This is a genomic window from Amycolatopsis sp. CA-128772, assembly GCF_002904295.1.
Taxonomy (GTDB): domain Bacteria; phylum Actinomycetota; class Actinomycetes; order Mycobacteriales; family Pseudonocardiaceae; genus Amycolatopsis.
In genome coordinates this window covers 1-25,051 of record NZ_PPHG01000023.1, presented here as the reverse complement: position 1 = coordinate 25,051, position 25,051 = coordinate 1, and the positions used below count along the sequence as shown (strand labels likewise).

The following is a 25,051-nucleotide window of genomic DNA, read 5'->3' as shown; positions in this document are numbered from 1 at the left end:
TCCGCGTCGTGATGGAAGGACCGGCTCAGTGCGAGCCGGTGTAGTACCGGCACGCCTGGCACGCGTACCGCATTTTCGCGACCCGCCAGCGTTTCCGGTACAGATCGAGGTCGGGCGACCGCCGGACGCCGAGGCGCTGGTAACGCCCGGGCCGCCGGCCGGTTTCGAACTGCTCGGTCGCGCGGCCGAGGTGGGCGCGCCGCAGCACGCACCCCCGCGTCCGGCAGCGGCCGAGCGCGCTGCGGCAGAACCGGTGCAGCAGCACGAGGTCGCCGGTCAGTTCTTCGACCACGCCGTAGCCCGGGTGGTCGCCCGGCCCGGCGAGCCGCACCGGCAGCCCGCAGTACACGCACTTGAGCGTGCAGGTGAGGCAGCCGGTGAGGTGCCTGAGCCGCAGTTCGCGCCGCTCTTCGGAGCCGGGTCCCCGGACGCGCGCCGCCATCTGGCCTCCTGGAGCGACTGTGATCGGCACCACTGTCTGCTACTGGAGGGTAATGAGGAGATCACTTCGGGCGACAGGACCGAACAGCCCAGTTCCCTTGCGCTGTCCGGCGCAATTTCCGAAGCAAGGATCACCTTACTGTCCGTAGACCGGACGCTTCACGCCGCGAATCGTACGTTCGGCCCTGCTGCGCCCGTCGTGTTCCCCGCCACAATCCGGACATGACCTACCACCCGGTCCCCTACCGGCCCGCCCGGCTGCCCGACGACGAAGCCCTCGCCCGGGCCGCCACGCTGCGGCGGCGGATGGAGGCGCGGCGCTCGGTCCGGATGTTCTCCCCCGACCCGGTTCCCGAGCGCGCGGTGCTCGACGCCATCGCGGTGGCCTCCACCGCGCCCAGCGGGGCGCACCAGCAGCCGTGGACGTTCGTCCTCGTCACCGACCCCGAGGTGCGCCGCCGGATCCGCGAAGCCGCCGAAGCCGAGGAACAGGTGTCCTACGACGGCCGGCTCGGCGACGAATGGCTCGCCGCGCTCCGGCCGCTCGGCACGGACGCGGTGAAGCCGCACCTGACGGACGCGCCGTACCTGATCGTCGTGTTCCAGCAACGGTTCGCCGTCGACGACGACGGCGGTGTCCGCAAGCACTACTACGTCGACGAGTCGGTCGGGATCGCGGTCGGCATGCTGCTCACGGCGCTGCAGGTGGCCGGCCTGGCGGCGTTGACGCACACGCCGTCGCCGATGCGGTTCCTCGGCGAGCTGCTCGGCCGTCCCCGCAACGAAAAGGCGTTCGCGGTGATCCCGGTGGGCTACCCGGCCGACGACTGCGTCGTGCCGGACCTGCGGCGCAAGCCCCTCGACGAGGTCCTCGTCCGGATCTGACTCAGCAGGACGGCAACCCGCCCGGCAGCGCGGGGAACGCGGGCCCGGACACCAGGTCCGCGCCGCGCTCCTGCCACCACTGCGCCTGTCCGGGCGTCTCGACGCCGTCGACCGACACCGTGGCCCCGGCGGCGTGGGCCGCGTCGACCAACGCCGAAAGCGTGCCGGTCACCAGCGGGTTTTCCCGGCGCGCCACGAGGTTCGCCGCGATCCGCACCGCGCGGGCCGGGAACTCCGTGAGGCCGGTGACGTCGGCGAAGCCGTGGATCTCCACCGGGACGCCGATTTCCGCCAGCACCCGCAGGTTGTCCGCGGTGTCGCCGGCCTCGGCGCGCAACGCCGCGGCCGGGAAGCCGGGGCGCACCCGATCCGGCGGCAGGCCGGTGGCGGCCAGCACCTCGCGGATCTCGCCGACCAGCTCGGGATCGGCCGCCTGCGGCGCCGTCAGCTCGACGACGAGCGGCACGCCGAGCCCCGAGGCCGCCAGGTCTCCGGCCGCGGTGCGCAGCAGCCAGGTGCCCAGCGGCAGCGCCAGCCCGGTTTCCGCGGCCAGCCGGACGCACCTTTCGTGCGCCAGCACGCCTTCACCCGGGTGGTTCCAGCGCAGCCGGGCCTCGACACCCTCGATCGAGCCGTCTCCCGGACGCACCAGCGCGCGGTAGCCGATTCCGACCTCGCCGTTCTCCCACGCGCCCGCCATCGCCGCGGCCAGGCCGAAGTCGTGCCGGTCGCGCTTGTCGAGCTCGCGGTCGAACAGGCCCCACTGGTTCCCGGTCCGCTGCACGCGCCGCAGCGTCAGGTCCGACGCCCGGAGCAGCTCCGCCGGCGTGACGTCCCGCGGCGGCCGGTGGACGACGCCGATGGCGGCCGACACCGCGACCCCGTGCTGCCCGTCGACGTACTCGGGCTCGGCGAGCTCGCGGGTGATCCGGCGGACGAGCGTCACCACGTCCGGCGTGTCCGCGGTGTTCTGCACCAGGACGCCGAACTCGTCGCCGCCGAGCCGGGCCACGAGCGCCTTCTCCCCTTCGAACAGCGTCTTCAGCTTGGCGGCGACCCCGCGCAGCACCCGGTCGCCGAGCTCCTGGCCGAGGCCGCCGTTGATCTGCGAGAAGCCGTCGAGGTCGAGGTGGAAGAGCGTGACACCGCGGGCCGCGTCCGCGTCGCGCAGCAGGGTTTCCAAGCGGGTGCTGAAGAACTGCCGGTTCGGCAGCCCGGTGAGCACGTCGTGCAGGGCCTGGTGGCTCAGCCGCCGCTGCAGCAGCGACACCTCGGTGTCGTCGTCCACGATGGTGAGCACCTGCCGGGGCGTGCCGACGGCGTCCCGGATCACCGAAGCGGCGAACGTGGCCCACATCGGCTCGCCGTCCTTGCCGACCAGGCGGCGCCCGGTGCGCAGCCGGTGCAGCCGGCCCGCCACCAGTTCGCGGTAGCCGTCGCGCAGCTGCTCGACGTCCTCGGGGTGGACGAGGTCGAACAGGGTCAGCGCGGCGATCTCGGCCGGCGTGCGGTTGAGCGTCTTGGCCAGCGCCGCGTTCGCCCGCAGCACCCGGCCGTCCAGCTCGGTGAGCGCGACACCGCTGGCCGAGCCGGCGAACACCTCCTCGAACTGCGCACGGGTGATCACCTGCTTCTGCCGCGTCTCCTGCTCGACCTTCAGCAGGGCGCGGCTCAGGCCCTCCTGCCGCTTCTGGATGTCCTCGCGCAGCATCTCGCCGTAGCCGGAGCTGAACGCGCCGAGCACCAGCACGACCCGCTCGGCGAGCGCGTCGACCCCGTGCAGTTCCGGTTCGCGCAGCAGCGCCTTGGCCAGCACCTCCAGGCTGCGCCGCAGGCTGTCCGCGCCGACGCACCGCAGCTCGACGAGCCGCCCGCCCGCGGCGGCGGCCCCTGCCAGGTCCGGTGGATCGCTCACGACCGCCTCGAACAGCCGACCGGACAGCACCGCCAGCTCACGCTCGATCTCCTCGGGGGTGTGCGGTAGGTACGCCGTGGTGCTGATCAGGTAGCCCCACTTGCGCGCGAGCGTGCCCAGCCGGCGCGCCGCGCGTTCGGCCGACGGTTTCTTCCGCGGGCCGTCGCCGCGGGGATGAGGAGCAGTCACCTCAGGCTGTCCCAGGGTTCAGTGCATCCACCGGTTCGGGGTAACCGATCTATCTTGGCCTGAAATTGCGTGGGACGCACGGATTCAGTTTCGTCCGATCGGGTGATAACCCTGCGGAGCGACGCCCAGCCGGTCCTGCAGCCACGTGCGGGTGGCACCGCGGTATTCGCCGGCGTTTTCGTGCAACGCCACGGAATGCCCCGCGCCGGGCAGCACGTACATCGACAACTTCGACGGATCGGCGTAGTACGGCGCCTCCTGCGCCCGCAGCACCCCGGCGTCCGAACAGTCACGCAACGCCAGCACCCCGCAGAAAAGGACGTCCTTTTCCCCCACCACCTGGAAAACCGGTACGGTGATTCCCCACGTCGACGGCACCACGATGCCGAACAACGCGACCGTGCCCATCCCGGGAACGGAAACCTGGTCCTTCGTCGCCTCGTCGGCGGCGATCACCGCGGGGTCGGCGTCGCCCGCGGCGTAGAACAACCCGGCCCGTGCGCCCGGCTTCGTCGTGAAGTACAGCGGGTCGCTGCCCAGGGTCGACAGCCGGCTGTCGAGCATCGCGGGCTGCAGGCCCAGCGCCGCGCCGAGCGCGAGCACCGGCAGCGCGGGCAGGTGCGTGATGCCGGTGAGGACGACGCCGTCGACGTCGTGGTAGGTCGACGCCTCCACCGCGACGACCCCCGAGCCGACCGAGTGCCCGACGATGACCACCTTCGCGAACGGCACCCCGCCGGCGCGGCCGGCGCGCAGGTGGCCGACCACCTCGTGCAGCGCCTCCGCCTCGGCCCAGACCGACAGCGGCAGGCTCAGCGGCCGGCTGCTGCGCCCGGCGCCGAGCTGGTCGGCGGCGAAGGTCGCGTAGCCGTGCGCGGCCATGTCGCGCTGGTAGGAGTAGCGCTCCGGCTGGTACGGCAGATCCCAGTACACGCTGTTGTACGTGCCGCCGTGCACGAGCAGCTGGACGGTGCCGGGTGCGTCCCCGGCGGGCAGGCACAGCCGGCCGTGCACGGTCGCCGGAGCGCCCGGCACCAGCGGTGGCAGGCCCGGCCCGGTGACCGGGAGATCCGTGTCACTGCAGGAGATCGCGACGGCCTCGGCCGGCACCGCCGCGGTCAGCGAGGCGAGCAGGACACCGCAGGCGACCAGCGCCGACGTCAGCTTGAGCGGCCGTCTCACGCCGTACTTCCCTTTCGTCGGGCACAGCTGCTGTTCGGGACCCGGGAACACTACACCCGGTAGTGGAACCGGCACCCTCAGGTCCGGCGGGGCACCACGGTCATCGGCAGCCGGTTCGGCTGCATGGTCGCCTTGATCTGCGCGTACACCCGCTGCCCCGGCACCGGGACCAACCGCCAGCGGGCGCCGATGGTCGCCGCGACGATACCGATCTCGGCCGGCGCGAAGACGTGCCCCGGGCACAGCCGGGCGCCGGCCCCGAACGGGATGTACGCCCCCTTCGGCAGTTCCGCGGTGCGGCCGGGCGTCCAGCGGTCCGGGTCGAACCGATCCGGCTCGGGGAACCAGCGCGGATCGCGGTGCAGCGTGTGCTGGCTGACGGCGACCTCGCTGCCCGCCCGGAGCACCACCCCGCCCAGCTCGACGTCCTCCCGCGCGCGGCGCATGAGGATCAGCGGCGGGGTGCGGCGGACGATCTCGTTCACGATCTGGTGCGTGTAGACCAGATCCGGCAGGTCCTCGAAGCGCGCGGGCCGGCCGCCGAGGACGGCGTCGACCTCGGCGTGGAACCGGCGTTCGACCTCCCTGTGCTGCCCGAGCTCGTGGAAGAACCAGGCCAGCGCAACCGCGGTGGTTTCGGCGCCGGTGGTCAGGATGGTGATGACCTCGTCGTGCACCTGGCGGTCGGACATGCCCTCGCCGGTGTCCTCGTCGCGGGCCAGCAGCAGCATCGAGAGCAGGTCGCCGTGGTCGGCGCCGGTTTCGCGGGCCGCGACGACGGTTTCGCCGATCACCGCGCGCAGGCGCGCGGCCGCGGCGTCGAACTCCCGGTTCGCCGGGATCGGCAGCTTCTCGACGAACCGCGGCGAAAACGCCCGCACCAGCACGTACTTGAGCATGATCGGGATCGAGCGCCGGATCTCGGCGAGGGCTTCGTCGCCGAGCGCGGTGGAGAACATCGTCTGCCCGGCGATGGTCAGCACCAGGTCCTGCATCCGGCGGTCGAACTGGACGACTTCGCCGGGCTGCCACGAATCCACCAGCTCGGCGGCCAGTTTCGTCATGGTGTGCTCGGCGTAGCCCGCGATCCGGGCGCGCCCGAAGGCCGGCATCACCAGCCGGCGCCGGCGGCGGTTGAGCTCGCCGTTCGAGGTGGCCAGGCCGTCGCCGAAGAGCGGGCGCATCTTGTCGAAGACCAGGCCCTTGTCGAACTTGTCGGCCTCGGTGGCCAGCACCCGCCAGGCCAGTTCCGGGGTGGTGACCACGTGCACCGGCAGCGGGCCGAGCCGGATTTCGACGACTTCGCCGTGCGTGGGCAGGGAAGTGAAGAACTTCAGCGGGTCACGCAGCAGGGGCACGGTGTGCCCGAGCAGGGGAACCCGGCCGGGCGCGGGACGCGGGTTCGTCATGGCCTCGTCTCCTCGCGACCGCAACACCTTAGCGGGACGCCGGGCCCCGGGAGCGCGAGTCACACGAACGGCTGAGGGGGCTAAGCTTCGCGACCCGAGAGTCCACGAGGGTGGGAGGTCCCGTGACCGGAGAGCTGAGCTGGGTACCGCCGGAGATCGACACCACGGTGCCGAACCCGGCCCGGGTGTACGACTTCTGGCTCGACGGCGACCACAACTTCGCCGCCGACCGCGCCCTCGGGGAACAGATCCTCGAGATCATGCCCGGCATCCGCGACGCGGCCCGGCTCAACCGCGCGTTCCTGCGCCGCGCGGCGCGGCACATGGTGGACGCCGGGATCCGCCAGTTCCTCGACGTCGGCTCCGGCATCCCGACCGTCGGGAACCTGCACGAGATCGTCCAGCAGATCGACCCGGCGTGCCGGGTGGTCTACGTCGACCGCGAGCCGGTCGCGGTCGCGCACAGCGAACTGCTGCTGCAGGGCAACGACAACTGCGCGGTGCTGCAGGCCGACCTGCGCGACGTCAACGACATCTTCGACGCCGAGCCGGCCCGCCGGCTGCTCGACCCGGAGCAGCCGACGGGGGTGTTCATGTTGCTGCTGCTGCACTTCGTGCCCGACTCGTGGGACCCGGCCGGCATCCTCACCCGCTACCGCGATCGCCTCGCCCCGGGCAGTTTCCTCGCCCTCACGCACGTGGCGGCGGACTCCGGCTCGGCCGGCCTCGACAAGGCGATCGAGGTGTACACGCACCGGCAGAACCAGCAGAACCGCCCGTTCCCGCGCACGCACGACCAGGTGCTCCGGTTCTTCCAGGGTTTCGACCTGGTCGAACCGGGCCTGGTCGGCTGCGCGATGTGGAACCCCGAGGGCGCCGGCGACATGTCCGACGACCCGTCGGTCAACTCCCTCCCGTACGCCGGCGTGGGCCGGAAGCCCTAGCTCACCGCAGCGAGAACGTCGCCAGGTTCACCGGGCCGTCGAACGTCAGGTAGACGTCGTGCCGGCCGCTCGCCTTCGCCAGGGCGGCCGTCACCGTCGCGTAGGCGTAGTGGTCGCCGGTGCTCGCGACCGGAGCCGTGCCCAGGACGCGGCCCGTCGGCGAGTCCAGGCGGATCGTGATCTTCGACGCCGCCGGGGCGGACACCGAGGCCGAGAACCGCGCCGGGCCGGCCAACGCCACGTTGCGGTACGCCACCCAGCTCCCGGCCACGCCCGCGACCGAGGTGCCCGAAACCTTCGACGTGTCCGTCAAGGTCGTCCCGGCGTAGTCGTCGAAGTTCCGGCCCTGCGTCGGACGGCTCAGGTCGCGCGGCAGGGGGCGTTCTCCCGGCACGTGGACCGGCTGCGGTGCCGAAAGGTCGGTGGCGTTGCGCCCCACCGAGAACTCGTGGACCCCCTCCGCCACCACGGACCGGTTCCGCGCGACGTCCCAGGTCGCCAGGTCCGCCACGGGCACCTCGAACCGCAGCGTGCGAGTCTGCTTCGGCGCCAAGGTGACCTTCGAGAAGTCCCGCAACCGCTGCACGCCGGCGTTCTTCGAGTAGAGCTGGACGACGTCGGACCCGCTGCGGGCGCCGGTGTTGGTCACGTCGACGCTGACCTGGACCTTCCCGCCGGCCTGCGACGCGCGCACCTCGGTGTACCGGAAGCTGGTGTAGCTCAGGCCGTAGCCGAACGGGAACAGCGGCTTGCCGCGGTAGTACTGGTAGGTCATCCCGGTCTTGGCGATGTCGTAGTCCAGGATGCCCGGCAGCCCGGCGTCGGAGGCGTACCAGGTCTGCGTCAGCCGGCCGCTCGGGTCCTGGTCGCCGAAGAGCACGTCGGCGACCGCGTGCCCGGTCTCCTGCCCGGCGTGGCTGGTCCACAGGACGCCGGGCACGGACAGGCTGTCCCAGCCGGTCGTCGGGTAGCTGTTCTCCACCACGACCACGGTGTGCGGGTTCGCCTTCTGCACGGCTTCGACCAGCGCGCGCTGCGCCGGGGCGAGCTCGGTGCTCGTGCGGTCGTTCGCCTCGCGGCCGTTGATGAACGGCATGCTCCCGACCACGACGACGGCGGTGTCCGCGTCCTCGGCCGCGGCGACCGCGCTGCCGACGCCGCTGGTCAGCACGTCACGGCCGAACCTGGTCGCGTGGGCGGCGTCCGGGGACGAGATCGTCAGGATCCCGTCGGCGCCGACGACGGCGAACTTGTCCGGGCCGAACCAGGGCTCGTTGACCTCGTTGCCCGCGTACTCCAGCACGTAGCTGCCGTCGGGCTGGGCGTCGAGCTTCAGCTGCTGCTGCACGAACCAGCCGGCCGGCTGGTCGACGTCGTTGACCAGCGCGCCGCCGGAGTAGCTGAGGAACTTGCCGTTCGCGGCCGCGCGCAGGGTGTTCTTGCCCGCGCCCCAGTCGTAGACGTCGAAGGACTCCGCGGTGCCCGCGACGGTCCCGCCGGCGGTGATCTTGCCGGTGGTCGCGGGGGCCGTCAGGTAGCGGCCGGTGGCGAGGTCCTTCAGCGCGATCCGGTCGACGCCTTCGGACGACGCGACGGTGCCCGCCGAGCCGAGCCGCTCCTTGATGCCCTGCACCGGCGTGACCTTGTACTGCATCGCGCCGCTGTACCAATCTTCGTACAGGGTGTCCGAGAGCGGGCCGACGACGGCGATCTTCTTGTTCTGCGCGGCGTTCAGCGGCAGCGCGCCGCCGTTGTTGCGCAGCAGCACCATCTGCTCGTCGGCGGTCTTGCGGGCCAGGGCCTGGTGCTCGGGGGAGCCGATCACGGCCGGGGTGATCTTCGCGTACGGGTTGCGGCCCGGCGGGTCGAACTCGCCGAGGCGGAACCGCAGCGACAGCAGGTGCCGGTCGGCGTTCTCGACGTCGGCCATCGTGAGGAAGCCCTTGGCCAGCGCCTCCTTGACCGCGGCGACCGTGATCGAACCGTCGGTGTCGTTGTCGGTGAAGCTGTCGAGCCCCGCCTTGATCGCCGCTGCGTCGCCTTCGGCCTTGGTGGCGTAGTACTTCTCGGAGGTGACCAGGTTGGACGGCGCACCGGCGTCGCTGACGACGGCGATGTCCTGCGGCGCCCACTTCCGCAGTTTGCCGTCGAGGTCCGGGCTCACGTGGTTGGGCCGGCCGTTGACCAGGTTGTACGACGGCATCACGGCGTTGGCCGCGCCCGCCTGCAGCGGGATCTTGAACGCCTGCTCGTCGTAGTCGTGCAGGATCTTCGGCGGCACCGAAGAGCTGCTGGTGTCGCGGTTGGCTTCGTTGTTGTAGGCGAGGAAGTGCTTCAGCGTCGGCGCGGCCTGCAGGTACCGCGGGTCGTCACCCTGCATGCCGTGGCCGTAGGCCTTCGCGAACTCGCCGGTCAGGTAGGGGTCTTCGGAGTAGCCCTCCTCGTTGCGGCCCCATCGCGGGTCGCGCAGCAGGTTCACCACCGGCGCCCACAGGTTGAGGCCCCACAGCGTCGGGTTGCGGGCGTTGAACCCGCGGGCCTCCTGCCCGACGGCCGCGCCCACCTGCTTGACCAGCGCCGGGTTCCAGGTGGTGGCCAGGCCGATGGCCTGCGGGAAGACCGTGCCGTCCGCCTTCACGACGGCGCCCTTGTTGTCGTAGTCGGTCGACCAGGCCACGCCGTGCAGTGCTTCGGTGCCCGTCTTGAACACGCCGATGCCGAGCCGCGGGATGGCCGGTTCGTACTGGTGCAGCAGCGAGATCTTCTCGTCCGCCGTCAACCGGGACAGCAGGTCGTCGATCCGCGCCGGCAACGGCAGCGACGGGTCGCGGAACGGGGGTGGCGGGGCCGCGAGCGCCGGCGAAGGGGCCAGCAGCAGGGTCGCGGCCACCGCCGGGACGAGGGCACGGCGGAACAGGGACTTGCGCACGGACAGCCTCCGGAATCGTCGAATCGTTTCGACGGCGCGGCGCGGAACATTCGCGTCGAAGGGTGGGGAGCCTGACGACTATTACAGCCGTGTGAGCGTGGGGTCAAGACTGTCCGTGAGCGCTCCCAGACGGGGCGGCCGAGGGGCGGCAATCCCGCGCTGAGCTGCAAGAAAAACCGCCAACTGGGCTGTTCGACAATTTCGACGAAGGCGGCCGTTGTCGAAAGTGAATCGAATACGGGCGAACGGCGAATGGCGCTTGTGTTTCCGGCGGGTGTCACTTACCTTCGTGCCATCGTCGATGCGCTTCGACACCGACGCTCTCCTCCCCCGTCCCCAGGAGGCCGCCCGTGGTCACGATCAACGACGTCGCCAACGCGGCCGGGGTCGCCCCCAGCACGGTGTCGTACGTGATCAGCGGCAAGCGCTCGATCTCGCCGAAGACCCGGCGGCTCGTCGAGGACAGCATCCGCAAGCTCGGGTACCACCCGCACGCCGGGGCGCGGGCGCTGGCCAGCAGCAAGACCAACGTGCTCGCCCTGGTCGTGCCGCTGCGCACGGACCTCAACGTCGCCGTGGTGATGGAGTTCGTCGCCTCGGCGGTCACCGCGGCCCGCGCGCACGACCACGACCTGCTGCTGCTCACCAAGGACGAGGGACCCGCTGCGCTGCAACGGGTGGCGTCGTCGGCGATCGCCGACGCGCTGATGGTGATGGACATCGAAACCGCCGATCCGCGGGTGCCGATGCTGCTGGCCCTCGACCTGCCGGTGGTGCTCATCGGCGTGCCCGACCACCCGGCCGGGCTCAGCTGCGTGGACCTCGACTTCACCGCCGCCGGCTCGGCGTGCGTCGCGCACCTGGCCGAACTCGGCCACCGCTCGATCGCGCTGATCGGCCCCTCCCCCGCCGTCTACCGCCGCGGCACCAGCTACGCGACGCGGTTCCTGCGCGGTTTCGACGAAGCCGCGAAGAGCCGGGACGTCCGGGCGGCCTCCCGGTCGTGCGCCCATTCCTACGAAGCGGTGAGCGCCTGCCTGGACGACCTGCTCGCCACCGACCCGGACCTGACCGGCCTGGTCGTGCACAACGAGGCCGTGCTGCCCGGGCTGCTGTCGGACCTGCGCCACCGCGGCCTGCGGGTGCCCGAGGACATCTCGGTCATCGCCGTGTGCCCGGACAGCATGGCCGAGCAGCACGTGGTTTCGCTGACCAACGTGGCCATCCCGGCCGAGGAGGTCGGCACCCAGGCCGTCGAGATGACCATGCGCCGGCTCGCCGGCCACACCACCCCGGAGGTCCGGCTGCTCGGGCCCCGCCTCACCCGGCGCGAGAGCACCGCATCGCCGCGCGCCTGATCCGGTTCTGCTCCGCTGCCGAAGGAGAATCACCATGTCCGTAGTTCGACGCGCCCTTTTGCTGTCCGCGAGTGCCGCGCTGCTGGCCGCCTGCAGCCCCAGCCCGGCCCCGTCCGCGCCGGGCGGCGCCGGCGCCCCGGCCGCCACGTCGATCACCGAACTCGACTACTACGCCGACGAGCAGGGGTCCGCCGCCTGGCAGAAGATCCTCGACACGTGCGCCGCGCAGACCGGGATCAAGATCGAGCGCCAGAAGGTGCCGACCGCCCAGATGCTGCCGAAGGTGCTGCAGGGCGCCAGCTCGAAGACGCTGCCGAACCTGCTGTTCACCGACAACCCGACGCTGCAGCAGGTCGCCGCGACCGGCGCGCTGACCCCGCTGGACGGCTACGGCATCACCACCGACGGCTACTACCCGAGCATCGTCAAGGCCGGGACCTACCAGGACAAGGTGTACGGGGTCGCGCCCGGCGTCAACGGCCTGGCGCTGATCTACAACAAGGACCTCCTGCAGGCCGCGGGCGTCGAGCCGCCGAAGACCTGGGACGAGCTGAAGGCCGCCGCGGCGAAGCTGACCAAGGACGGCAAGTACGGCCTGGCCTTCTCCGCCGTCCCGTCCGAAGAGGGCACCTGGCAGTTCCTGCCGTTCTTCTGGAGCAACGGCGCGGAACTGTCCCAATTGGACTCCCCGCAGTCGGTGCAGGCGCTGCAGTACGTCACCGACCTGGTGAACTCGGGTTCGGCGTCGAAGTCCGTGGTGACCTGGAACCAGAACGACGTCGCCGACCAGTTCGTCGGCGGCAACGCGGCGATGATGATCAACGGGTCGTGGAACATCGCCCGGCTCGACGAGCAGAAGGCGCTGCACTACGGCGTCGTGCCGATCCCGGTGCCGCAGGCCGGCGGCAAGCCGGTGGTCGCGCTCGGCGGCGAGGTCGGCACGGTGCCGGTCACGAACGGACCGGGCCAGCAGGCCGCCGGCAAGGTGCTTTCCTGCATCCTGTCCGAGCCGACGATGCTCGAGTGGAGCAAGGCCCACGCCTACATCCCGTCGAAGACGGCCACCGCGCAGAAGTTCGGCACCGGGCAGCCGGCCATGCAGGCGTTCGTCGACGAGGTCGGCACCGCCCGCTCCCGCACCGCCGAGCTCGGCGAAAAGTACCCGAAGGTCTCGCAGGCGCTGGCCGACGCGCTCCAGGCGGCGCTGACCGGCAAGACCCCGGTCGACCAGGCCCTCAAGGCCGCGCAGCAGACGAGCGGCTCGTGACGCTCGCCGCCGCCCCGGCGGTCTCGGCGGCGACGCGCGCGCGCCGGAAGTCCCGCCGGGACAACCGGTTCGCCGCGTGGGCGTTCCTGCTGCCCGCGGTGGCCTACGTCGTCGTGTTCTTCGGCTACCCCCTGGCCGCGAACCTGGTGATGAGCACGCAGGACTACACGGTGAAGTCGTTCTACACCGGCGAAGCACCCTTCGTCGGGTTCGCGAACTACTCCGCCGTGCTGACCAGCCCGCTGTTCTCGACGGCGGCGCTCAACACGGTCCTGTTCACCGCCGGGTCGCTGGTCTTCCAGTTCGGCCTCGGCCTGGCGCTGGCGGTGTTCTTCAACGGCCGCTTCCTCGGCAGCGCGCTGCTGCGGTCGCTGCTCCTGCTGCCGTGGCTGCTGCCCCTGGTGGTCAGCGGCGCGGTCTGGCGGTGGATGTTCGACCAGGACCACGGCGTGCTCAACGCCTTCCTGCGCGCGGTGGGCCTCGACGCGGTGCCGTGGCTGAGCAGCACGAACTGGGCGCTGCCGGCGGTGATCCTGACCAACATCTGGATCGGCATCCCGTTCAACCTGGTCATCCTGCACGGCGGGCTGCGCGCGATCCCGGCGTCGCTCTACGAAGCCGCCGAGCTGGACGGCGCCGGGGCGTGGCAGCGGTTCCGGCACGTCACCTGGCCGCTGCTGCGGCCGGTCACCGGGATCGTGCTGATGCTCGGGCTGGTCTACACGATCAAGGTGTTCGACGTGATCATGGTCGTCACCGGCGGCGGCCCGGCCAACGCGACGCAGACGCTGACGACGTGGTCGTACCGGCTGTCCTTCCAGGACTTCGCGTTCGGGCAGGGCGCCGCGGTCGGCAACGTCCTCATCGTGGTGGCGACGGTGTTCGGGCTGCTGTACCTGCGCTCGGCGAAGGCGACGCTGGCGGAGGCGGCGGTATGAGGACTTCGAACTGGCCGCGGACGGTGTTCGGCGTCCTGATCGTCGCGGTGCTGCTGTTCCCGCTGTACTGGATGCTCAACGCCTCCCTGCAGCCGAGCGGTGCGCTGCTGCGCCCGGACCCGGCGTTCTTCCCCACCGGCGGCACCCTGGACGGCTACCGGAAGGCCCTCGCGACGCAGGGGCCGAACCTGCTCTCCAGCGTGGTCGTCGCGCTCGGCTCGGTGCTGGTCTCGCTGCTGGTGGCCGCACCGGCGTCGTACGCGCTGGCCCAGCTCAAGGTGCGCGGCGGGCCGGTGCTGATGTTCGTGCTGCTCATCGTGCAGATGATCCCGGGCATCGTGATGGCCAACGCGCTCTACACCGTGTTCAGCAATCTCGGCCTGATCGACAACTACCTCGGGCTGGTGCTCGCCGACTCCACCGCGACCATCCCGTTCGCCATCCTGCTGCTGCGGGCGTTCATGATCTCGGTGCCGAAGGAGCTGACCGAGGCGTCCCGGGTGGACGGTGCCGGGTACTGGCGCACGTTCTTCTCGATCATCCTGCCGGTCAGCCGCAACGCGCTGGTCACCGCCGGGCTGTTCGCGTTCCTGTTCGCCTGGGCGGACTTCCTGTTCGCCGTCACCCTGACCACCGGGCAGTCGTTCGAGCCCATCACCGTGGGCATCTACCGGTTCGTCGGCAACCAGTCCGCCGACTGGAACGGGATCATGGCCACCGCCCTCCTCGCCGCGATCCCCGCGGCCGTCCTGCTCGTCGTCGCCCAGCGCTATGTCGTCGCCGGGCTGACCAGCGGCGCCGTCAAAGACTAAGGAGTCCGCTTGATCGCCACGACCGAAGACGGCCGCTCGCTCGAAGTCAGCGTCCGGCACGAGGTGCTGCGCGTCGAGCCGTGGGGCGACGGCAGCCTGCGCGTGCGCGCCGGGCGGCACCGCATCCTCGACGACGTCCCGGGCGCGCTGCTGCCCGCGAAGCCGTCCGCCGCCACCGCGTCGGTGGACGGGCGCACCGGCCGGGTCGTCAACGGCCCGCTCACCGCCATCGTCGAGATCGCCGACACCGACACGGGCATCGACGCGCAGCTGCGGTTCGTCCGCACCGACACCGGCGAAGAGCTGCTGGCCGAGCAGCGCGCGCACTTCTGGTGGCCCGGCGCGCGGCTGTTCATGCCGTCGGGCAACGGGTACGGCCGGCTGGAGCAGCGGTTCACCGCCTACGACGACGAGCGGCTCTACGGGCTCGGCCAGCACACGCACGGCCGGCTCGACCAGAAGGGTCTGGTGCTCGACCTGGTGCAGCGCAACGCCGAGGTGTCGGTGCCGTTCCTGCTGTCCAGCCGCGGCTACGGGTTCCTGTGGAACAGCCCGGCCGTCGGGCGGGTCGAGCTCGCCGCCAACGGCACCCGCTGGGTCGCCGACGACGCGCGCCAGCTCGACTACTGGATCACCACCGGCGACGGCCCCCGCCAGATCCTGGGCCACTACGCCGACGCGACCGGGCACGCGCCGATGCTGCCGGAGTGGGCGGCCGGGTTCTGGCAGTCCAAGCTGCGCTACCGCACGCAGGAGGAGCTGCTCGCGGTCGCGCGGGAGTACCACTCGCGCGGGCTGCCGCTGTCGGTGATCGTGGCGGACTTCTTCCACTGGACGCACCTCGGCGACTGGCGGTTCGACCCGGCCGAATGGCCGGACCCGGCCGGGCTGGTACGCGAGCTTTCGGACCTCGGTGTCAAGCTCATGGTCTCGGTGTGGCCGTCGGTGAGCCCGCTGTCGTCGAACTACCGCGAACTGCACGAGCGGGGGTTGCTGGTCGCCGCCGAGAGCGGTGTCCCGGCGCACGCGCCGTGGAAGGACAAGGGGTTCGGCGTCGAGATGCCGGTGGCGTTCTACGACGCCACCAACCCGGAGGCGCGGCGGTTCGTCTGGAGCAAGGTCAAGCAGAACTACTACGACCTGGGGGTGCGCGCGTGGTGGCTGGACGGCGACGAGCCGGAGATCCAGCCGGGTCACCCGCACAACCTCGGCTTCCACGCCGGCCCGGGCGCGGAGGTGTTCAACCTCTACCCGCAGGTCAACGCGCAGACGTTCCACGACGGCATCCGCGCCGAGGGCGACGACGAGGTGGTGCTGCTGAGCCGGTCGGCGTGGGCGGGCAGCCAGCGCTTCGGCGCGGCGCTGTGGTCGGGTGACGTCGGCGCGACCTGGGAATCGCTGCGGGCGCAGGTGCGGGCCGGGCTGAACGTGGCCCTGGCGGGGATCCCGTGGTGGACGACGGACATCGGCGGCTTCCACGGCGGCGACCCGGATTCGCCCGGGTACCGCGAGCTGATGGTCCGCTGGTTCTCCTACGGGGTGTTCTGCCCGCTGTTCCGCCTGCACGGCTTCCGCGACCCGCGGCCGGCGTTCGGCCCGGAGATGACCGGCGGCCCCAACGAGGTCTGGTCGTTCGGCGAGCCGGCCTACGAGGCGATCACGGCGTCACTGCGGCTGCGGGAGCGGCTGCGGCCGTACCTGATGGAGCAGATGCGGGTGGCCCACGAGCAGGGCATCCCGCCGATGCGCCCGCTGTTCGTCGACTTCCCGGCGGATCCGGCGGCCTGGGACGTGGACGACGAGTTCCTGCTCGGCCCGGACCTGCTGGTGGCTCCGGTGCTCGAACCCGGGGTGACGGCCCGCCGGGTGTACCTGCCGGCCGGGGCGTCCTGGACGGACGCGGTGACCGGCACGCGGCACGACGGCGGCGGCTGGATCGACGCGCCGGCCCCGGCCGCGCGGATCCCGGTGTTCCTCCGCGACGGGGCGGAGCTGCCGATCCGCGAGGGTTAATGTGGACCCGTGAGTCCAAAGCTGACCCCGAAGGGTGCCGCGACGCGGCAGCGGATCGTCGAAGGCGCCGCGGCGGAGATCCGCGAGCGCGGGGTCGCCGTCACCACGCTCGACGACGTCCGGGCGCGGACGGGGACCAGCAAGAGCCAGCTCTTCCACTACTTCCCGGAGGGCAAGGACGAGCTCCTGCTGGCGGTGGCGCGGTTCGAGGCCGACCAGGTCATCGAGGTCCAGCAGCCGCAGCTGGGCCGGCTGACGTCGTGGGCGGCGTGGCAGCGCTGGCGCGACACGGTGGTTTCGCACTACCGCGGCCGCGGGCAGCACTGCCCGCTCAACGTGCTGATCTCCCAGCTCGGCCGCGCGACGCCGGGGGCGCAGGCCGTGGTGAGCGAGCTGCTGCGGCGCTGGCAGGACGAGATCGCCGCGGGCATCCGCCACCTGCAGGAAGGTGGCGAGGTCAGCCCGGACCTGGATGCGGAACGCACGGCGGCCGCCCTGCTGGCGGGCATCCAGGGCGGCGTGGTGGTGATGCTGTCGACCGGCCGCCTCGATCACCTCGAAGCGGCTCTCGACGTCGGGATCGGGAACCTGCGGGCGAGCGGGGGCCGGCGCTGACGCCGGTCCCCGCCCCCGGGGCTCAGGCGGACTTGATCGCGGAGATCTCGAACTCCAGCGTGACCTTGTCGCTCACCAGCACGCCACCGGTCTCGAGGGCGGCGTTCCAGGTGATGCCGTAGTCCTTGCGGCTGATCGTGGTGGAGCCCTCGAAGCCGATCCGGTCGTTGCCGAACGGGTCCTTCGCGGCGCCCTCGAACTCGAACGGGATGGTCACCGAACGGGTGACGTCCTTGATCGTCAGGTCGCCGGTCACCTCGAAGCTGGTCTCGCCGGCCTGCTTGATCTCGGTCGAGGTGAAGGTGATCTGGGGGTACTCGTCCATCGACAGGAAGTCGTTGCTCTTCAGGTGCCCGTCGCGGTCGGCGTTGCGGGTGTCGATGCTGTGGGCCTGGATGGTCACCTGGGCCGACGACTTCTCCGGCGCGTCGCCGTCGATGGTGGCGGAGCCGGTGAACTCGTTGAAGCTGCCGCGCACCTTGGTCACCATGGCGTGCCGGGCGACGAACCCGATCCGCGAGTGCGTGGGGTCGAGGGTGTATTCGCCGGTCAGCTGGGGGTAGGTGGTCGCGCTGGTCATCGCTGTTCTTCTCTCCTCGTGGTGGCGCCCCCCGGTGATTGAGGGTTCAACGACACTGTACTCACTTTTACTGGTTGCGCAAGCAAGCTTTGGGTAAGCTCGCCGGTATGGGTGATCTGTCCGCGCTCGACCTCGACGAAGCCGCCTTCTGGCGGCCGCTGATGCGCATCATGACGGCGCTGCCACGCGCGCTCGAGGACCACTTCCTGCCCGAGACGGGCCTCACCATCACCGACTACGGGGTGCTGGTCGCGCTGTCCGAGGCGCCGGAGCACCTGCTCCGCATCTCGGCGCTGGCCGCGACGACCGGCCTGTCCCTGAGCCGGATCAGCCGGGTGGTCGACGACCTGACCCGCCGCGGCCTGGTCGAGAAGCGCCGGTGCGCCGAGGACGGCCGCGCGTCCAACGCCGTGCTGACCGCGGCCGGATTGGCCAGACTGGAGGCGGCCTTCCCGAGCCACCTCGCCCGCGTGCGGGCTTCGGTGTTCGACCACCTGAGCGCCGAGGACATCCGCACGGCCGGGCCGGTGCTGGCCCGGCTGGCCGCGGCACTGGACACCACTCCCCCGACCGACGACTGCTGAGGACGCCGATGACCGACAAGGGCGAGTACAAGCGGGACCTGAACTACCTCCCGGACCGCATCACCGCGGACGGCCGCGACGGCTGGCCGGTCGAGCCGGGCCGGTACCGCCTGGTGGTGGCCCGCGCCTGCCCGTGGGCGAACCGCGCGGTGATCGTGCGCCGGCTGCTGGGCCTGGAGCCGGTCCTGTCGATGGGCATCGCGGGCCCGGTGCACGACGAGCGCAGCTGGAGCTTCGACCTGGACCCCGGTGGCCGCGACCCGGTGCTCGGCATCGAGCGCCTGCAGGAGGCGTTCTTCAAGCGCGACCCCCAGTACCCGCGCGGCATCACGGTCCCGGCGTTCGTCGACATCCCGACCGGCCAGGTGGTGACGAACGACTTCGCGCAGATGACCCTGGACATGTCGACGGAGTGGACGGCGCACCACCGCTCCGGCGCGCCCGAGCTGTACCCGGAGAAGCTGCGCGACGAGATCGACGACGTGGCCCAGAAGGTGTTCACGGACGTCAACAACGCGGTGTACCAGGCCGGCTTCGCCGGCTCGCAGCAAGCGTACGAGCGCGCGTACGAGAAGCTGTTCGCCCGGTTGGACTGGTTGTCGGAGCGCCTGGCGAACCAGCGCTACCTGGTGGGCGACACGATCACCGAGGCGGACATCAGGCTGTTCACCACCCTGGTCCGCTTCGACGCGGTGTACCACGGGCATTTCAAGTGCAACCGCCAGAAGCTGGCGGAGCTCCCGGTTTTGTGGGCGTACACCCGCGATTTGTTCCAGACCCCGGGCTTCGGCGACACGATCGACTTCCCCCAGATCAAGGAGCACTACTACGTGGTCCACAAGAACGTGAACCCCACGGGCATAATCCCGGCCGGCCCGGACACGGCGGGCTGGCTGACCCGCCACGACCGCGAACAGCTGGGAGGACACCCCTTCGGCGACGGCACCCCACCGGGCCCGCCTCCGGCGGAGGAGAGGGTGCCCGCACTGGTATGACGGGGGGGCTGCGGCGGGATCGCTGGTAGCGGCCGGCGCAGCACCGGGACTGCGGGGCAGCGGCGGCGGTCGGCGGGTGCGAGCTCGCGAGGGTGCCCTCGCGGGGCAGCTGCGGCGGGCGGCGGGCTCCGTGAGGCTTCAGTTGCCGCGGCGACAGGGGCAGCAGACGTTGCGGGCGGCGAGCACCGTGCGGCCGTGGAGCGACGGGCCCTGCGTGAGCAGCCGGTACCGCGGAGGCGGGCGCGGGTGTGGGCCCGTAGCCGTTAAGGCTGCGGGCCTATCCCGAGATTTAGCACCCGGCCCCCCGAGCCCGGTCAATATCAGGCCCGCGATAAAGCCGTTCCGGAATCCGCGCCAGCGTAGAAGGATGAACCTGAGACCCCAACCCATAGAACTTCTGAAAACTCATGATCAGCGGCCGCCAGGAATCCGGATCGATCCGATCCGAACTCCCGGCCAACCGAACCGAGTCATGAACGAAAACCCGCTGCACCCGAACCTCGAACGCAACCACACCCCCATCATCCCCCACCGGATGCACCGCCTCGACCACCGCCTCCATGACAACGGGACACTCCCCCACCCGCGGCGGCGCAACCGTCTCCGAAGGAACAGCCGTGAACCCGGCTCGCTCGAACTTGCCGGCCACATGAAAGTACCCTCGCTCCCGCTTCCCGGCCGGAACAGGATCCGACCCGGTGGTCAACGCCAACCGGTCGACCGACGACGCCTGGGAATCGGAAGGCAGATTCAGCACACACTCCCGCGTACGCAACATGTTCTGCGCAGTCTTGGACCGAGCCCCGAGCCCGAGAACAGCCCGCCACCCGAGCCAGAACGCCGACGACATCGGCGCCAGGTTGGCCGAACCGTCCTCGTTGACGCTGGAGATGAGCACCACCGGGGTACCGAAGTAAAGGATTCCGGGCTCGATAACCGTATGCACAACAGTTTCCACACACCGGAGTCTGCCGTCCACACGCGACTCATCGCTGGCGGTAATCGGCCATCGCGGTGCGGAGCAGCGACACGGGACGCGAGACGTCGTGGCCGGTCGTCCGGTGCAGCTCCGCGAAGTCGTCCAACGCCGCCTGGACGTCTTCGGCGTCGTGAGGCGCGGCCAGGGCCGCCCGGAGCTGGGTCAGGGCGGGTTCGGGAAGGCCGCGAGCCGAAAGGTGGACAGCCACGGTGAACTCACGGCCCGCCGCGCGCGGCAGGACCACCCGCTCCAGCTCGACCGCCTCCGCGAACTCGTTGTCCGCCAACGTTTTCTCGCCCTGCTGCCACCGCATCAGCCCGACCTGGTAGCGGACCCAGGCATTCTCCGGTTCGCGCCGGAGCACGTCGCCGAAGGTGGTGAGAGCCTCGTCGAAGCGGCCCATCGCCCGGTACGTCTCGGCGCGCTTCTCGACCGAGGGCAGCCCGTCGGGTTCGAGCTCGATCGCCCGGTCGAAGTCCACCAGGGCCTCCCGGAACCGTGCGGCGTCCCGGTGCAGGGCGCCGCGGCTGCTCAGGACCCAGTGGTAGCCCGGATCGGCCTCGAGGGCGTCGGCGAAGTCGGCGAGGGCCTTCTCGCGGCGGTCCATCAGGCGGTACGTTTCGCCGCGAATGCCGAGGGCCCACGCCGAGCCCGGGTCGAGCTCCAGTGCGCGGTCGAAGTCCGCGAGGGCGTCGGCGTACCGCTCCATCAGCTGGTACGTCAGGCCGCGGCAGGAGATCGCCCAGACGTACCCGGGGTCCAGGGTGATGGCCCGGCTGAGGTCGGCCACCGCCTCCTCGTACCGCTTCGCTTCGCGGTGGACCTCGCCGCGGAAGGCGACCGGCCAGACGCCAGCCGGGTGCAGAAGTCCAGGCGGCCGCGGCCCTCGTCCGCGTGCAGCGCCGCCAGCTCCTCGCCGCGGCGGCGAGCGCCGGTGTTCCGCTGTCCAGGCCCGCCTGCCGGATCATCGCCGTCCAGCGCGGGACGAACTCCGGGTCGAGGTGCAGGGTCTCGACCAGCGCCGTCAGGGCCGCCGGCACCGCCGCCGACGGCTGGGCGCAGAGCCGGTGGTAGTGCTCCTCCAGCACCATGGCCTCGAACCGGTCGTCCTTCCACGAGCCGTCCGCGGCCGCGCGGTAGTGCTCGGCCAGCTTCTCGTGCCGCGCGCGCCGATCGGCCGACGAACGCCGGCGCTGGACCCGGACCATCGCCTGCCGGACGACGTCGTGGTAGCGGTAGCCGGCGACGAACGGCAGTCCCAGCAGCCAGGCGAAGTCCGCCTCGGACGACGCCGACCCCGTCACGGCGGCGTAGGTCTCCTTGTCCAGGCGGCGGGGCAACGCGCCGAGCACGGCCGCTTCGCGGCGCCGGGGGTCGCTCTCCCACTCCAGGAACCGCTCGACGGCGTTGTCGCTGGGGTCGCTGACGTCCTCGGCCTGCCCGGGCCGGGCTTCGGCGAGCATCGCGACCAGCACCGGCAGCCGGCCGGTGAGCCCGAGCACGACGTCGACCACGCTCCGGTCCGTCACGCCCTTCGCGGCCAGCAGTTCGATCGCCTCCGCCTCGGTGAACACCGGCAGCGCGATGTTCGCGCGGATGCCCAGGTAGTCGCCCCAGGTGTTGACGTCCAGGGGGTGCTGGCCGGCCACGACGAGGACCAGGTTCGCGGGCAGGTCGCCGTAGCGGCCCGACAGCAGCGTCCGCAACCACGCGTCGAGGGAAGCCGCCGGTGCGCTCGTAGGTGTCGAAGAAGCGGACGACCGGCCGCTCGGCCGCGATCTCGCCGAGGTCGGCCACGAACAGCGGGGTGAGCACCTCGACCGGCGACAGCATCAGCCGGACGTCGTGGTGGCTGCGCAGCTTGCCGCTGAGGTAGGCCCGCAGCCGGTCGACCTGGCCGGCGACCGCGTCGGTGTTCAGCTCCTTCGCGAACGGCCCGACGAGCGGGATGTCCTCGGCGGCGCGGAGGCCGATGCGCACCGCCGAGCGCGTCAGCGCGGACGAAAGCCCCTCCGGAGCCGCCGGGTCGGAGTCCGGCTCGTACTGGTGCTTGCGGTAGGTCTCCGCCCGTTTCGCGAACTCCTTGCACGGCGCGTCCTGCCGCGCGCGGCTCGCCGAGATCGCTTCGAGGGCGGCCGGGATGTCGTAGACCGACTCGTCGATCGAGGCGGTGAGGCAGCCGCTCTCCTGCGCGAGCCGGGTGAACTGCCGGAGCAGGAAGGTCTTCCCGGTGCCCGCGTCGCCGTGGATGGCGAACAGGAACCGCCGCCGGACGTCGTCGACCGGGAGGCGGAGGTTGTCCTGGAACTGCCCGAGTTCCTCCCGCCGCCCGACAAAGCCGCCGGCCTGCCGCCGCCGGATCAGGTCTTGCAGGCTCACGGACTTGCGGTCCATGGCGCCCCCCGACCGGCTGGACAGACCACGGTAGCCGACCGGGGCGGCACCTCCGCGAACGCGAGGTGCCGCCCCGGGTCGTCAACTCCGCGAAGCCGCCTGCTGCAACGCCCGCCGGGTCAGCACCCGCGCCAGGTGACGCCGGTATTCCGCGGTCGCGTGCGGCTCGTCCGGCGGGTTCGTGCCCTCCGCCGCCAGCGCGGCCGCGTCTTCGATGGACGCCCCGGCCGCCAGTGCCTCCTCGGTGGCCGTCGCCCGGAGCGGGACGCCGCCCAGGTTCACCAGGCCGACGCGGCCGCCGGCGACCGCCACCCCGGCCATCGCCCAGTCGATCGCGCGGCGGGTGAACTTCTCGAAGCCCCAGCCCTGGCCCGTCTGGGCGGGCAGGCGGATCTCCGTCAGGAGTTCGGCCGGCTCCAGCGGCGTCGTGAACGGGCCCAGGAAGAACTCCGCCGCCGGGATGCGCCGCTCCCCCGACGGCCCGCGCGCGACCAGGACCGCGTCCGACGCCAGGACCGCCGCGGGCAGGTCGGCCGCCGCGTCCGCGTGCACCAGCGACCCGCCGATCGTGCCGCGGTGGCGGACCTGGCGGTCGCCCACGAGCCCGGACACGTGCGCCAGCAGGGGCGCGTGCGCCAGCAGCACCCGGTCCTGCTCCAGCGCGCTGTACCTCGACAGCGCGCCGATGACGACCTCGTCGCCCTCGAGCCGGACGTACCGCAGCTCGTCGAGCGGGCCGATGTCCACCAGGTATTCGGGCGCGGCCAGCCGCAGCTTCATCAGCGGCAGCAGGGAATGCCCGCCCGCCAGCACCTTCGCCTCGTCGCCGTGCGAGGCGAGCAACGCCACCGCTTCGTCCACTGTGGACGCTCGCAGGTACTGGAACGCAGCGGGGATCACCGGTCCACCTCCTGGCCCGAAGCGTCGATGACGGCGCTGACGATGTTGTGGTAGCCCGTGCAGCGGCAGAGGTTGCCCTCGAGCCCGGCGCGGACCTCGTCGCGGGTCGGCCGCGGGTTGTCCGCCAGCAGGGACACCGACGCCATGATCATCCCCGGCGTGCAGAACCCGCACTGCAAGCCGTGCTGCTCGCGGAACGCGCGCTGCACGGGGTGCAGTGCGCCGTCCGAAGAGGACAGACCCTCGACGGTGGTGACGGCGTGGCCGTCGGCCTGCGCGGCCAGCACCGTGCACGACTTGACCGACTCGCCGTCGAGCAGCACCGTGCAGGCGCCGCACGACGTCGTGTCGCAGCCGATGTTCGTGGCGGTCAGCCCGGCGGTGTCGCGCAGGAAGTGCACCAGCAGCGTCCGGTCCGGCACCTCCTCGGTCACCGGCCGCCCGTTGACCTCGATCGAGACCTTCACTGCGCGTTCCCCTCCGAAAGTGCGGCCCAGACCCGGATCGGGGTCGTGGGCATGTCCAGGTGCTTGACGCCGCGGGTCGAAAGCGCGTCCACCACGGCGTTGTGCACCGCCGGCGTCGAGCCGATCGTCGCGGCCTCGCCGATCCCCTTGACGCCCAGCAGGTTCCGGTCGGTCGGGGTGGCCATGTCGACCAGCTCGAAGTCCGGCAGCTCGACGGCGGTGACGAAGGAGTAGTCCGCCAGGGTCGCGGTCGTCGGGTTGCCGTCCTCGTCGTAGGTGACGACCTCCAGCAGCGCCTGCGCAGCGCCCTGCCCGAGGCCGCCGTGGCGCTGCCCGCGGAAGGTGAGCGGGTTGACGATCGGGCCGGCGTCGTCGACGGCGACGATCCGCCGCAACTCGACCTTGCCGGTTTCGGTGTCGACCTCGACCACCGCGACGTGCGCGCCGAACGGGAACGTCGGCTGGCCGTCGCCGAACCAGACGTCGGCGGTCAGCTTGCCGTCCGAGGCGGCTTCAGCCACCTGCGCCCAGCTCAGCACGGTGCTCGACGGCGCGCCGCGCACCTGCCAGACCCCGCGCTCGACGTCCAGTTCCAGATCGTCGGACGCGGCTTCCAGCAGGTCCGCCGCCAGCTCGCGGGCCTGGGCGATCACCGCGTCGGCCGCCTGCCGGATCGCCGAGCCGCCCAGCTGCAGCGACCGCGAGCCGAACGTGCCGATCGCCTTCGGCACCTCGTCGGTGTCGCCGTGGCGGACGGTGATCTTCTCCAGCGGCACGCCGAGCCGGTCGGACAGCAGCATGGCCAGGGACGTGCCGAGGCCCTGCCCGTGCGGCGAACTGCCGGTCCACGCGACGACCGAGCCGTCCGGATGGATGTCGACCCGGCCGCTCTCGCCACCGCCGTCGCCGCCGGTGATCTCGACGTAGGCGGCGATGCCGAGACCGAGCTCGACCGGGTCCCCCGCCTCGCGCCGCCGCTGCTGCTGCGCCCGCAGTTCCGGGTAGCCGGCGGCGGCCAGGACCTTGTCCAGCGCGGCCGCGTACTCCCCCGTGTCGTAGAAGGCGCCGGTCGGCGTCCGGTACGGGAACTCCTCGGGCCGGATGAAGTTGACCCGCCGGACGTCGGCCGGGTCCAGCCCGAGCTCGGCGGCGAACAGGTCCATCGCCCGCTCGACGGCGGCGGTCGCCTCCGGGCGGCCCGCGCCGCGGTAGGCCGCGACCGGCGTGGTGTTCGTGACCACCGCGCGGCTGCGCG

At 71.6% G+C, this 25,051-nt stretch carries 23 protein-coding genes and 1 pseudogene; 12 read left to right on the top strand and 12 right to left on the bottom strand.

Going from position 1 to position 25,051, the window contains the following annotated elements; translation table 11 throughout:
* Positions 1-25: 25 nt before the first annotated feature.
* Positions 26-442 carry a hypothetical protein gene (locus C2L59_RS09910; protein WP_103349223.1) on the bottom strand — a complete coding sequence of 139 codons (417 nt, stop codon included), beginning with the start codon at positions 440-442 and terminating at the stop codon, positions 26-28.
* Between the two features lie 221 nt (positions 443-663).
* Between C2L59_RS09910 and C2L59_RS09905 the strand changes: the two genes are divergently transcribed.
* Complete coding sequence (locus C2L59_RS09905) at positions 664-1,326, top strand: nitroreductase family protein (protein ID WP_103349222.1); 663 nt, start codon at positions 664-666, stop codon at positions 1,324-1,326.
* Position 1,327: 1 nt separating this feature from the next.
* Here C2L59_RS09905 and C2L59_RS09900 read toward each other — a convergent pair whose 3' ends face one another.
* The 3 genes from C2L59_RS09900 to C2L59_RS09890 all read right to left on the bottom strand — a co-directional run bounded on the left by C2L59_RS09900 (position 1,328) and on the right by C2L59_RS09890 (position 6,021).
* Entirely contained in the window at positions 1,328-3,430 is a 2,103-nt protein-coding gene (locus C2L59_RS09900) for a bifunctional diguanylate cyclase/phosphodiesterase (protein WP_103349221.1), read from the bottom strand.
* An 84-nt stretch (positions 3,431-3,514) separates the two neighbouring features.
* Positions 3,515-4,612, bottom strand: coding sequence for an alpha/beta hydrolase (locus tag C2L59_RS09895; RefSeq protein WP_103349296.1), 1,098 nt, complete (start codon positions 4,610-4,612; stop codon positions 3,515-3,517).
* Between the two features lie 77 nt (positions 4,613-4,689).
* Complete coding sequence (locus C2L59_RS09890) at positions 4,690-6,021, bottom strand: cytochrome P450 (protein WP_103349220.1); 1,332 nt, start codon at positions 6,019-6,021, stop codon at positions 4,690-4,692.
* 122 nt (positions 6,022-6,143) lie between these two features.
* Here C2L59_RS09890 and C2L59_RS09885 point away from each other — a divergent pair, with 122 nt between their 5' ends.
* Positions 6,144-6,965 carry an SAM-dependent methyltransferase gene (locus C2L59_RS09885; protein WP_103349219.1) on the top strand — a complete coding sequence of 274 codons (822 nt, stop codon included), beginning with the start codon at positions 6,144-6,146 and terminating at the stop codon, positions 6,963-6,965.
* Between the two features lies 1 nt (position 6,966).
* On the opposite strand, the gene C2L59_RS09880 is transcribed toward C2L59_RS09885, so the two are convergent.
* The gene (locus C2L59_RS09880; protein ID WP_103349218.1) at positions 6,967-9,894 is read right to left on the bottom strand and encodes a glycoside hydrolase family 3 protein; all 2,928 of its coding nucleotides are present in this window, start codon (positions 9,892-9,894) and stop codon (positions 6,967-6,969) included.
* 350 nt (positions 9,895-10,244) lie between these two features.
* On the opposite strand from C2L59_RS09880, the gene C2L59_RS09875 reads away from it, so the two are divergent.
* The 6 genes from C2L59_RS09875 to C2L59_RS09850 are packed head-to-tail and all read left to right on the top strand — an operon-like array spanning position 10,245 to position 16,897.
* Positions 10,245-11,252 (top strand): LacI family DNA-binding transcriptional regulator, encoded by a 1,008-nt coding sequence (locus C2L59_RS09875; RefSeq protein ID WP_103349217.1) that lies wholly within the window; start codon positions 10,245-10,247, stop codon positions 11,250-11,252.
* 34 nt (positions 11,253-11,286) lie between these two features.
* A complete protein-coding gene (locus tag C2L59_RS09870) occupies positions 11,287-12,519 on the top strand; it encodes a sugar ABC transporter substrate-binding protein (RefSeq protein WP_103349216.1) in 1,233 nt (410 codons plus the stop codon).
* On the top strand, positions 12,516-13,457 hold the full coding sequence (locus C2L59_RS09865; RefSeq protein WP_103349215.1) for a carbohydrate ABC transporter permease: 942 nt from the start codon (positions 12,516-12,518) through the stop codon (positions 13,455-13,457). The genes C2L59_RS09870 and C2L59_RS09865 overlap by 4 nt, the downstream gene beginning before the upstream one ends.
* A complete protein-coding gene (locus C2L59_RS09860) occupies positions 13,454-14,269 on the top strand; it encodes a carbohydrate ABC transporter permease (RefSeq protein WP_103349214.1) in 816 nt (271 codons plus the stop codon). The genes C2L59_RS09865 and C2L59_RS09860 overlap by 4 nt, the downstream gene beginning before the upstream one ends.
* A gap of 9 nt (positions 14,270-14,278) precedes the next feature.
* The gene (locus tag C2L59_RS09855; protein WP_103349213.1) at positions 14,279-16,282 is read left to right on the top strand and encodes a TIM-barrel domain-containing protein; all 2,004 of its coding nucleotides are present in this window, start codon (positions 14,279-14,281) and stop codon (positions 16,280-16,282) included.
* Positions 16,283-16,291: 9 nt separating this feature from the next.
* Positions 16,292-16,897, top strand: coding sequence for a TetR/AcrR family transcriptional regulator (locus C2L59_RS09850; protein WP_103349212.1), 606 nt, complete (start codon positions 16,292-16,294; stop codon positions 16,895-16,897).
* Between the two features lie 22 nt (positions 16,898-16,919).
* On the opposite strand, the gene C2L59_RS09845 is transcribed toward C2L59_RS09850, so the two are convergent.
* Positions 16,920-17,477 carry a YceI family protein gene (locus C2L59_RS09845; protein ID WP_103349211.1) on the bottom strand — a complete coding sequence of 186 codons (558 nt, stop codon included), beginning with the start codon at positions 17,475-17,477 and terminating at the stop codon, positions 16,920-16,922.
* Between the two features lie 107 nt (positions 17,478-17,584).
* Between C2L59_RS09845 and C2L59_RS09840 the strand changes: the two genes are divergently transcribed.
* Together C2L59_RS09840 and C2L59_RS09835 are read left to right on the top strand one after the other, a co-directional pair.
* Positions 17,585-18,061, top strand: coding sequence for a MarR family winged helix-turn-helix transcriptional regulator (locus C2L59_RS09840; protein ID WP_103349210.1), 477 nt, complete (start codon positions 17,585-17,587; stop codon positions 18,059-18,061).
* 8 nt (positions 18,062-18,069) lie between these two features.
* Complete coding sequence (locus C2L59_RS09835) at positions 18,070-19,056, top strand: glutathione S-transferase family protein (RefSeq protein ID WP_103349209.1); 987 nt, start codon at positions 18,070-18,072, stop codon at positions 19,054-19,056.
* Positions 19,057-19,345: 289 nt separating this feature from the next.
* On the opposite strand, the gene C2L59_RS09830 is transcribed toward C2L59_RS09835, so the two are convergent.
* The gene (locus tag C2L59_RS09830) at positions 19,346-20,014 is read right to left on the bottom strand and encodes a flavin reductase family protein (RefSeq protein WP_199198994.1); all 669 of its coding nucleotides are present in this window, start codon (positions 20,012-20,014) and stop codon (positions 19,346-19,348) included.
* Between the two features lie 28 nt (positions 20,015-20,042).
* Positions 20,043-20,900, bottom strand: a complete 858-nt coding sequence (locus tag C2L59_RS09825) for a tetratricopeptide repeat protein (protein WP_255410253.1) — start codon at positions 20,898-20,900, stop codon at positions 20,043-20,045.
* 455 nt (positions 20,901-21,355) lie between these two features.
* On the opposite strand from C2L59_RS09825, the gene C2L59_RS48730 reads away from it, so the two are divergent.
* Complete coding sequence (locus tag C2L59_RS48730; RefSeq protein ID WP_233223379.1) at positions 21,356-21,643, top strand: hypothetical protein; 288 nt, start codon at positions 21,356-21,358, stop codon at positions 21,641-21,643.
* Between the two features lie 133 nt (positions 21,644-21,776).
* A complete protein-coding gene (locus C2L59_RS49795) occupies positions 21,777-21,911 on the top strand; it encodes a hypothetical protein (protein ID WP_255410251.1) in 135 nt (44 codons plus the stop codon).
* A gap of 173 nt (positions 21,912-22,084) precedes the next feature.
* Here C2L59_RS49795 and C2L59_RS50280 read toward each other — a convergent pair.
* The 4 genes and pseudogenes from C2L59_RS50280 to C2L59_RS09805 form a co-directional block, all read right to left on the bottom strand.
* A pseudogene (locus C2L59_RS50280) lies at positions 22,085-22,429 on the bottom strand (ATP-binding protein); the annotation flags it as partial.
* 81 nt (positions 22,430-22,510) lie between these two features.
* Positions 22,511-23,329: a xanthine dehydrogenase family protein subunit M gene (locus C2L59_RS09815; RefSeq protein WP_103349206.1), complete on the bottom strand. Its 819-nt coding sequence runs from the start codon at positions 23,327-23,329 to the stop codon at positions 22,511-22,513.
* The gene (locus tag C2L59_RS09810; RefSeq protein ID WP_103349205.1) at positions 23,326-23,796 is read right to left on the bottom strand and encodes a (2Fe-2S)-binding protein; all 471 of its coding nucleotides are present in this window, start codon (positions 23,794-23,796) and stop codon (positions 23,326-23,328) included. The genes C2L59_RS09815 and C2L59_RS09810 overlap by 4 nt, the downstream gene beginning before the upstream one ends.
* Positions 23,793-25,051 (bottom strand): xanthine dehydrogenase family protein molybdopterin-binding subunit (locus C2L59_RS09805; protein ID WP_158263032.1); only part of this gene is annotated, 1,259 nt, incomplete at its 5' end. The genes C2L59_RS09805 and C2L59_RS09810, both read right to left, overlap by 4 nt.

What these genes read in the sequence shown, in the direction of transcription:
- C2L59_RS09910 (WP_103349223.1), bottom strand. Translation starts at nt 442, where the DNA reads ATGGCGGCGCGCGTCCGGGGACCCGGCTCCGAAGAGCGGCGCGAACTG.
- C2L59_RS09905 (WP_103349222.1), top strand. Translation starts at nt 664, where the DNA reads ATGACCTACCACCCGGTCCCCTACCGGCCCGCCCGGCTGCCCGACGAC.
- C2L59_RS09890 (WP_103349220.1), bottom strand. Translation starts at nt 6,021, where the DNA reads ATGACGAACCCGCGTCCCGCGCCCGGCCGGGTTCCCCTGCTCGGGCAC.
- C2L59_RS09870 (WP_103349216.1), top strand. Translation starts at nt 11,287, where the DNA reads ATGTCCGTAGTTCGACGCGCCCTTTTGCTGTCCGCGAGTGCCGCGCTG.
- C2L59_RS09860 (WP_103349214.1), top strand. Translation starts at nt 13,454, where the DNA reads ATGAGGACTTCGAACTGGCCGCGGACGGTGTTCGGCGTCCTGATCGTC.
- C2L59_RS09845 (WP_103349211.1), bottom strand. Translation starts at nt 17,477, where the DNA reads ATGACCAGCGCGACCACCTACCCCCAGCTGACCGGCGAATACACCCTC.
- C2L59_RS09840 (WP_103349210.1), top strand. Translation starts at nt 17,585, where the DNA reads ATGGGTGATCTGTCCGCGCTCGACCTCGACGAAGCCGCCTTCTGGCGG.
- C2L59_RS09835 (WP_103349209.1), top strand. Translation starts at nt 18,070, where the DNA reads ATGACCGACAAGGGCGAGTACAAGCGGGACCTGAACTACCTCCCGGAC.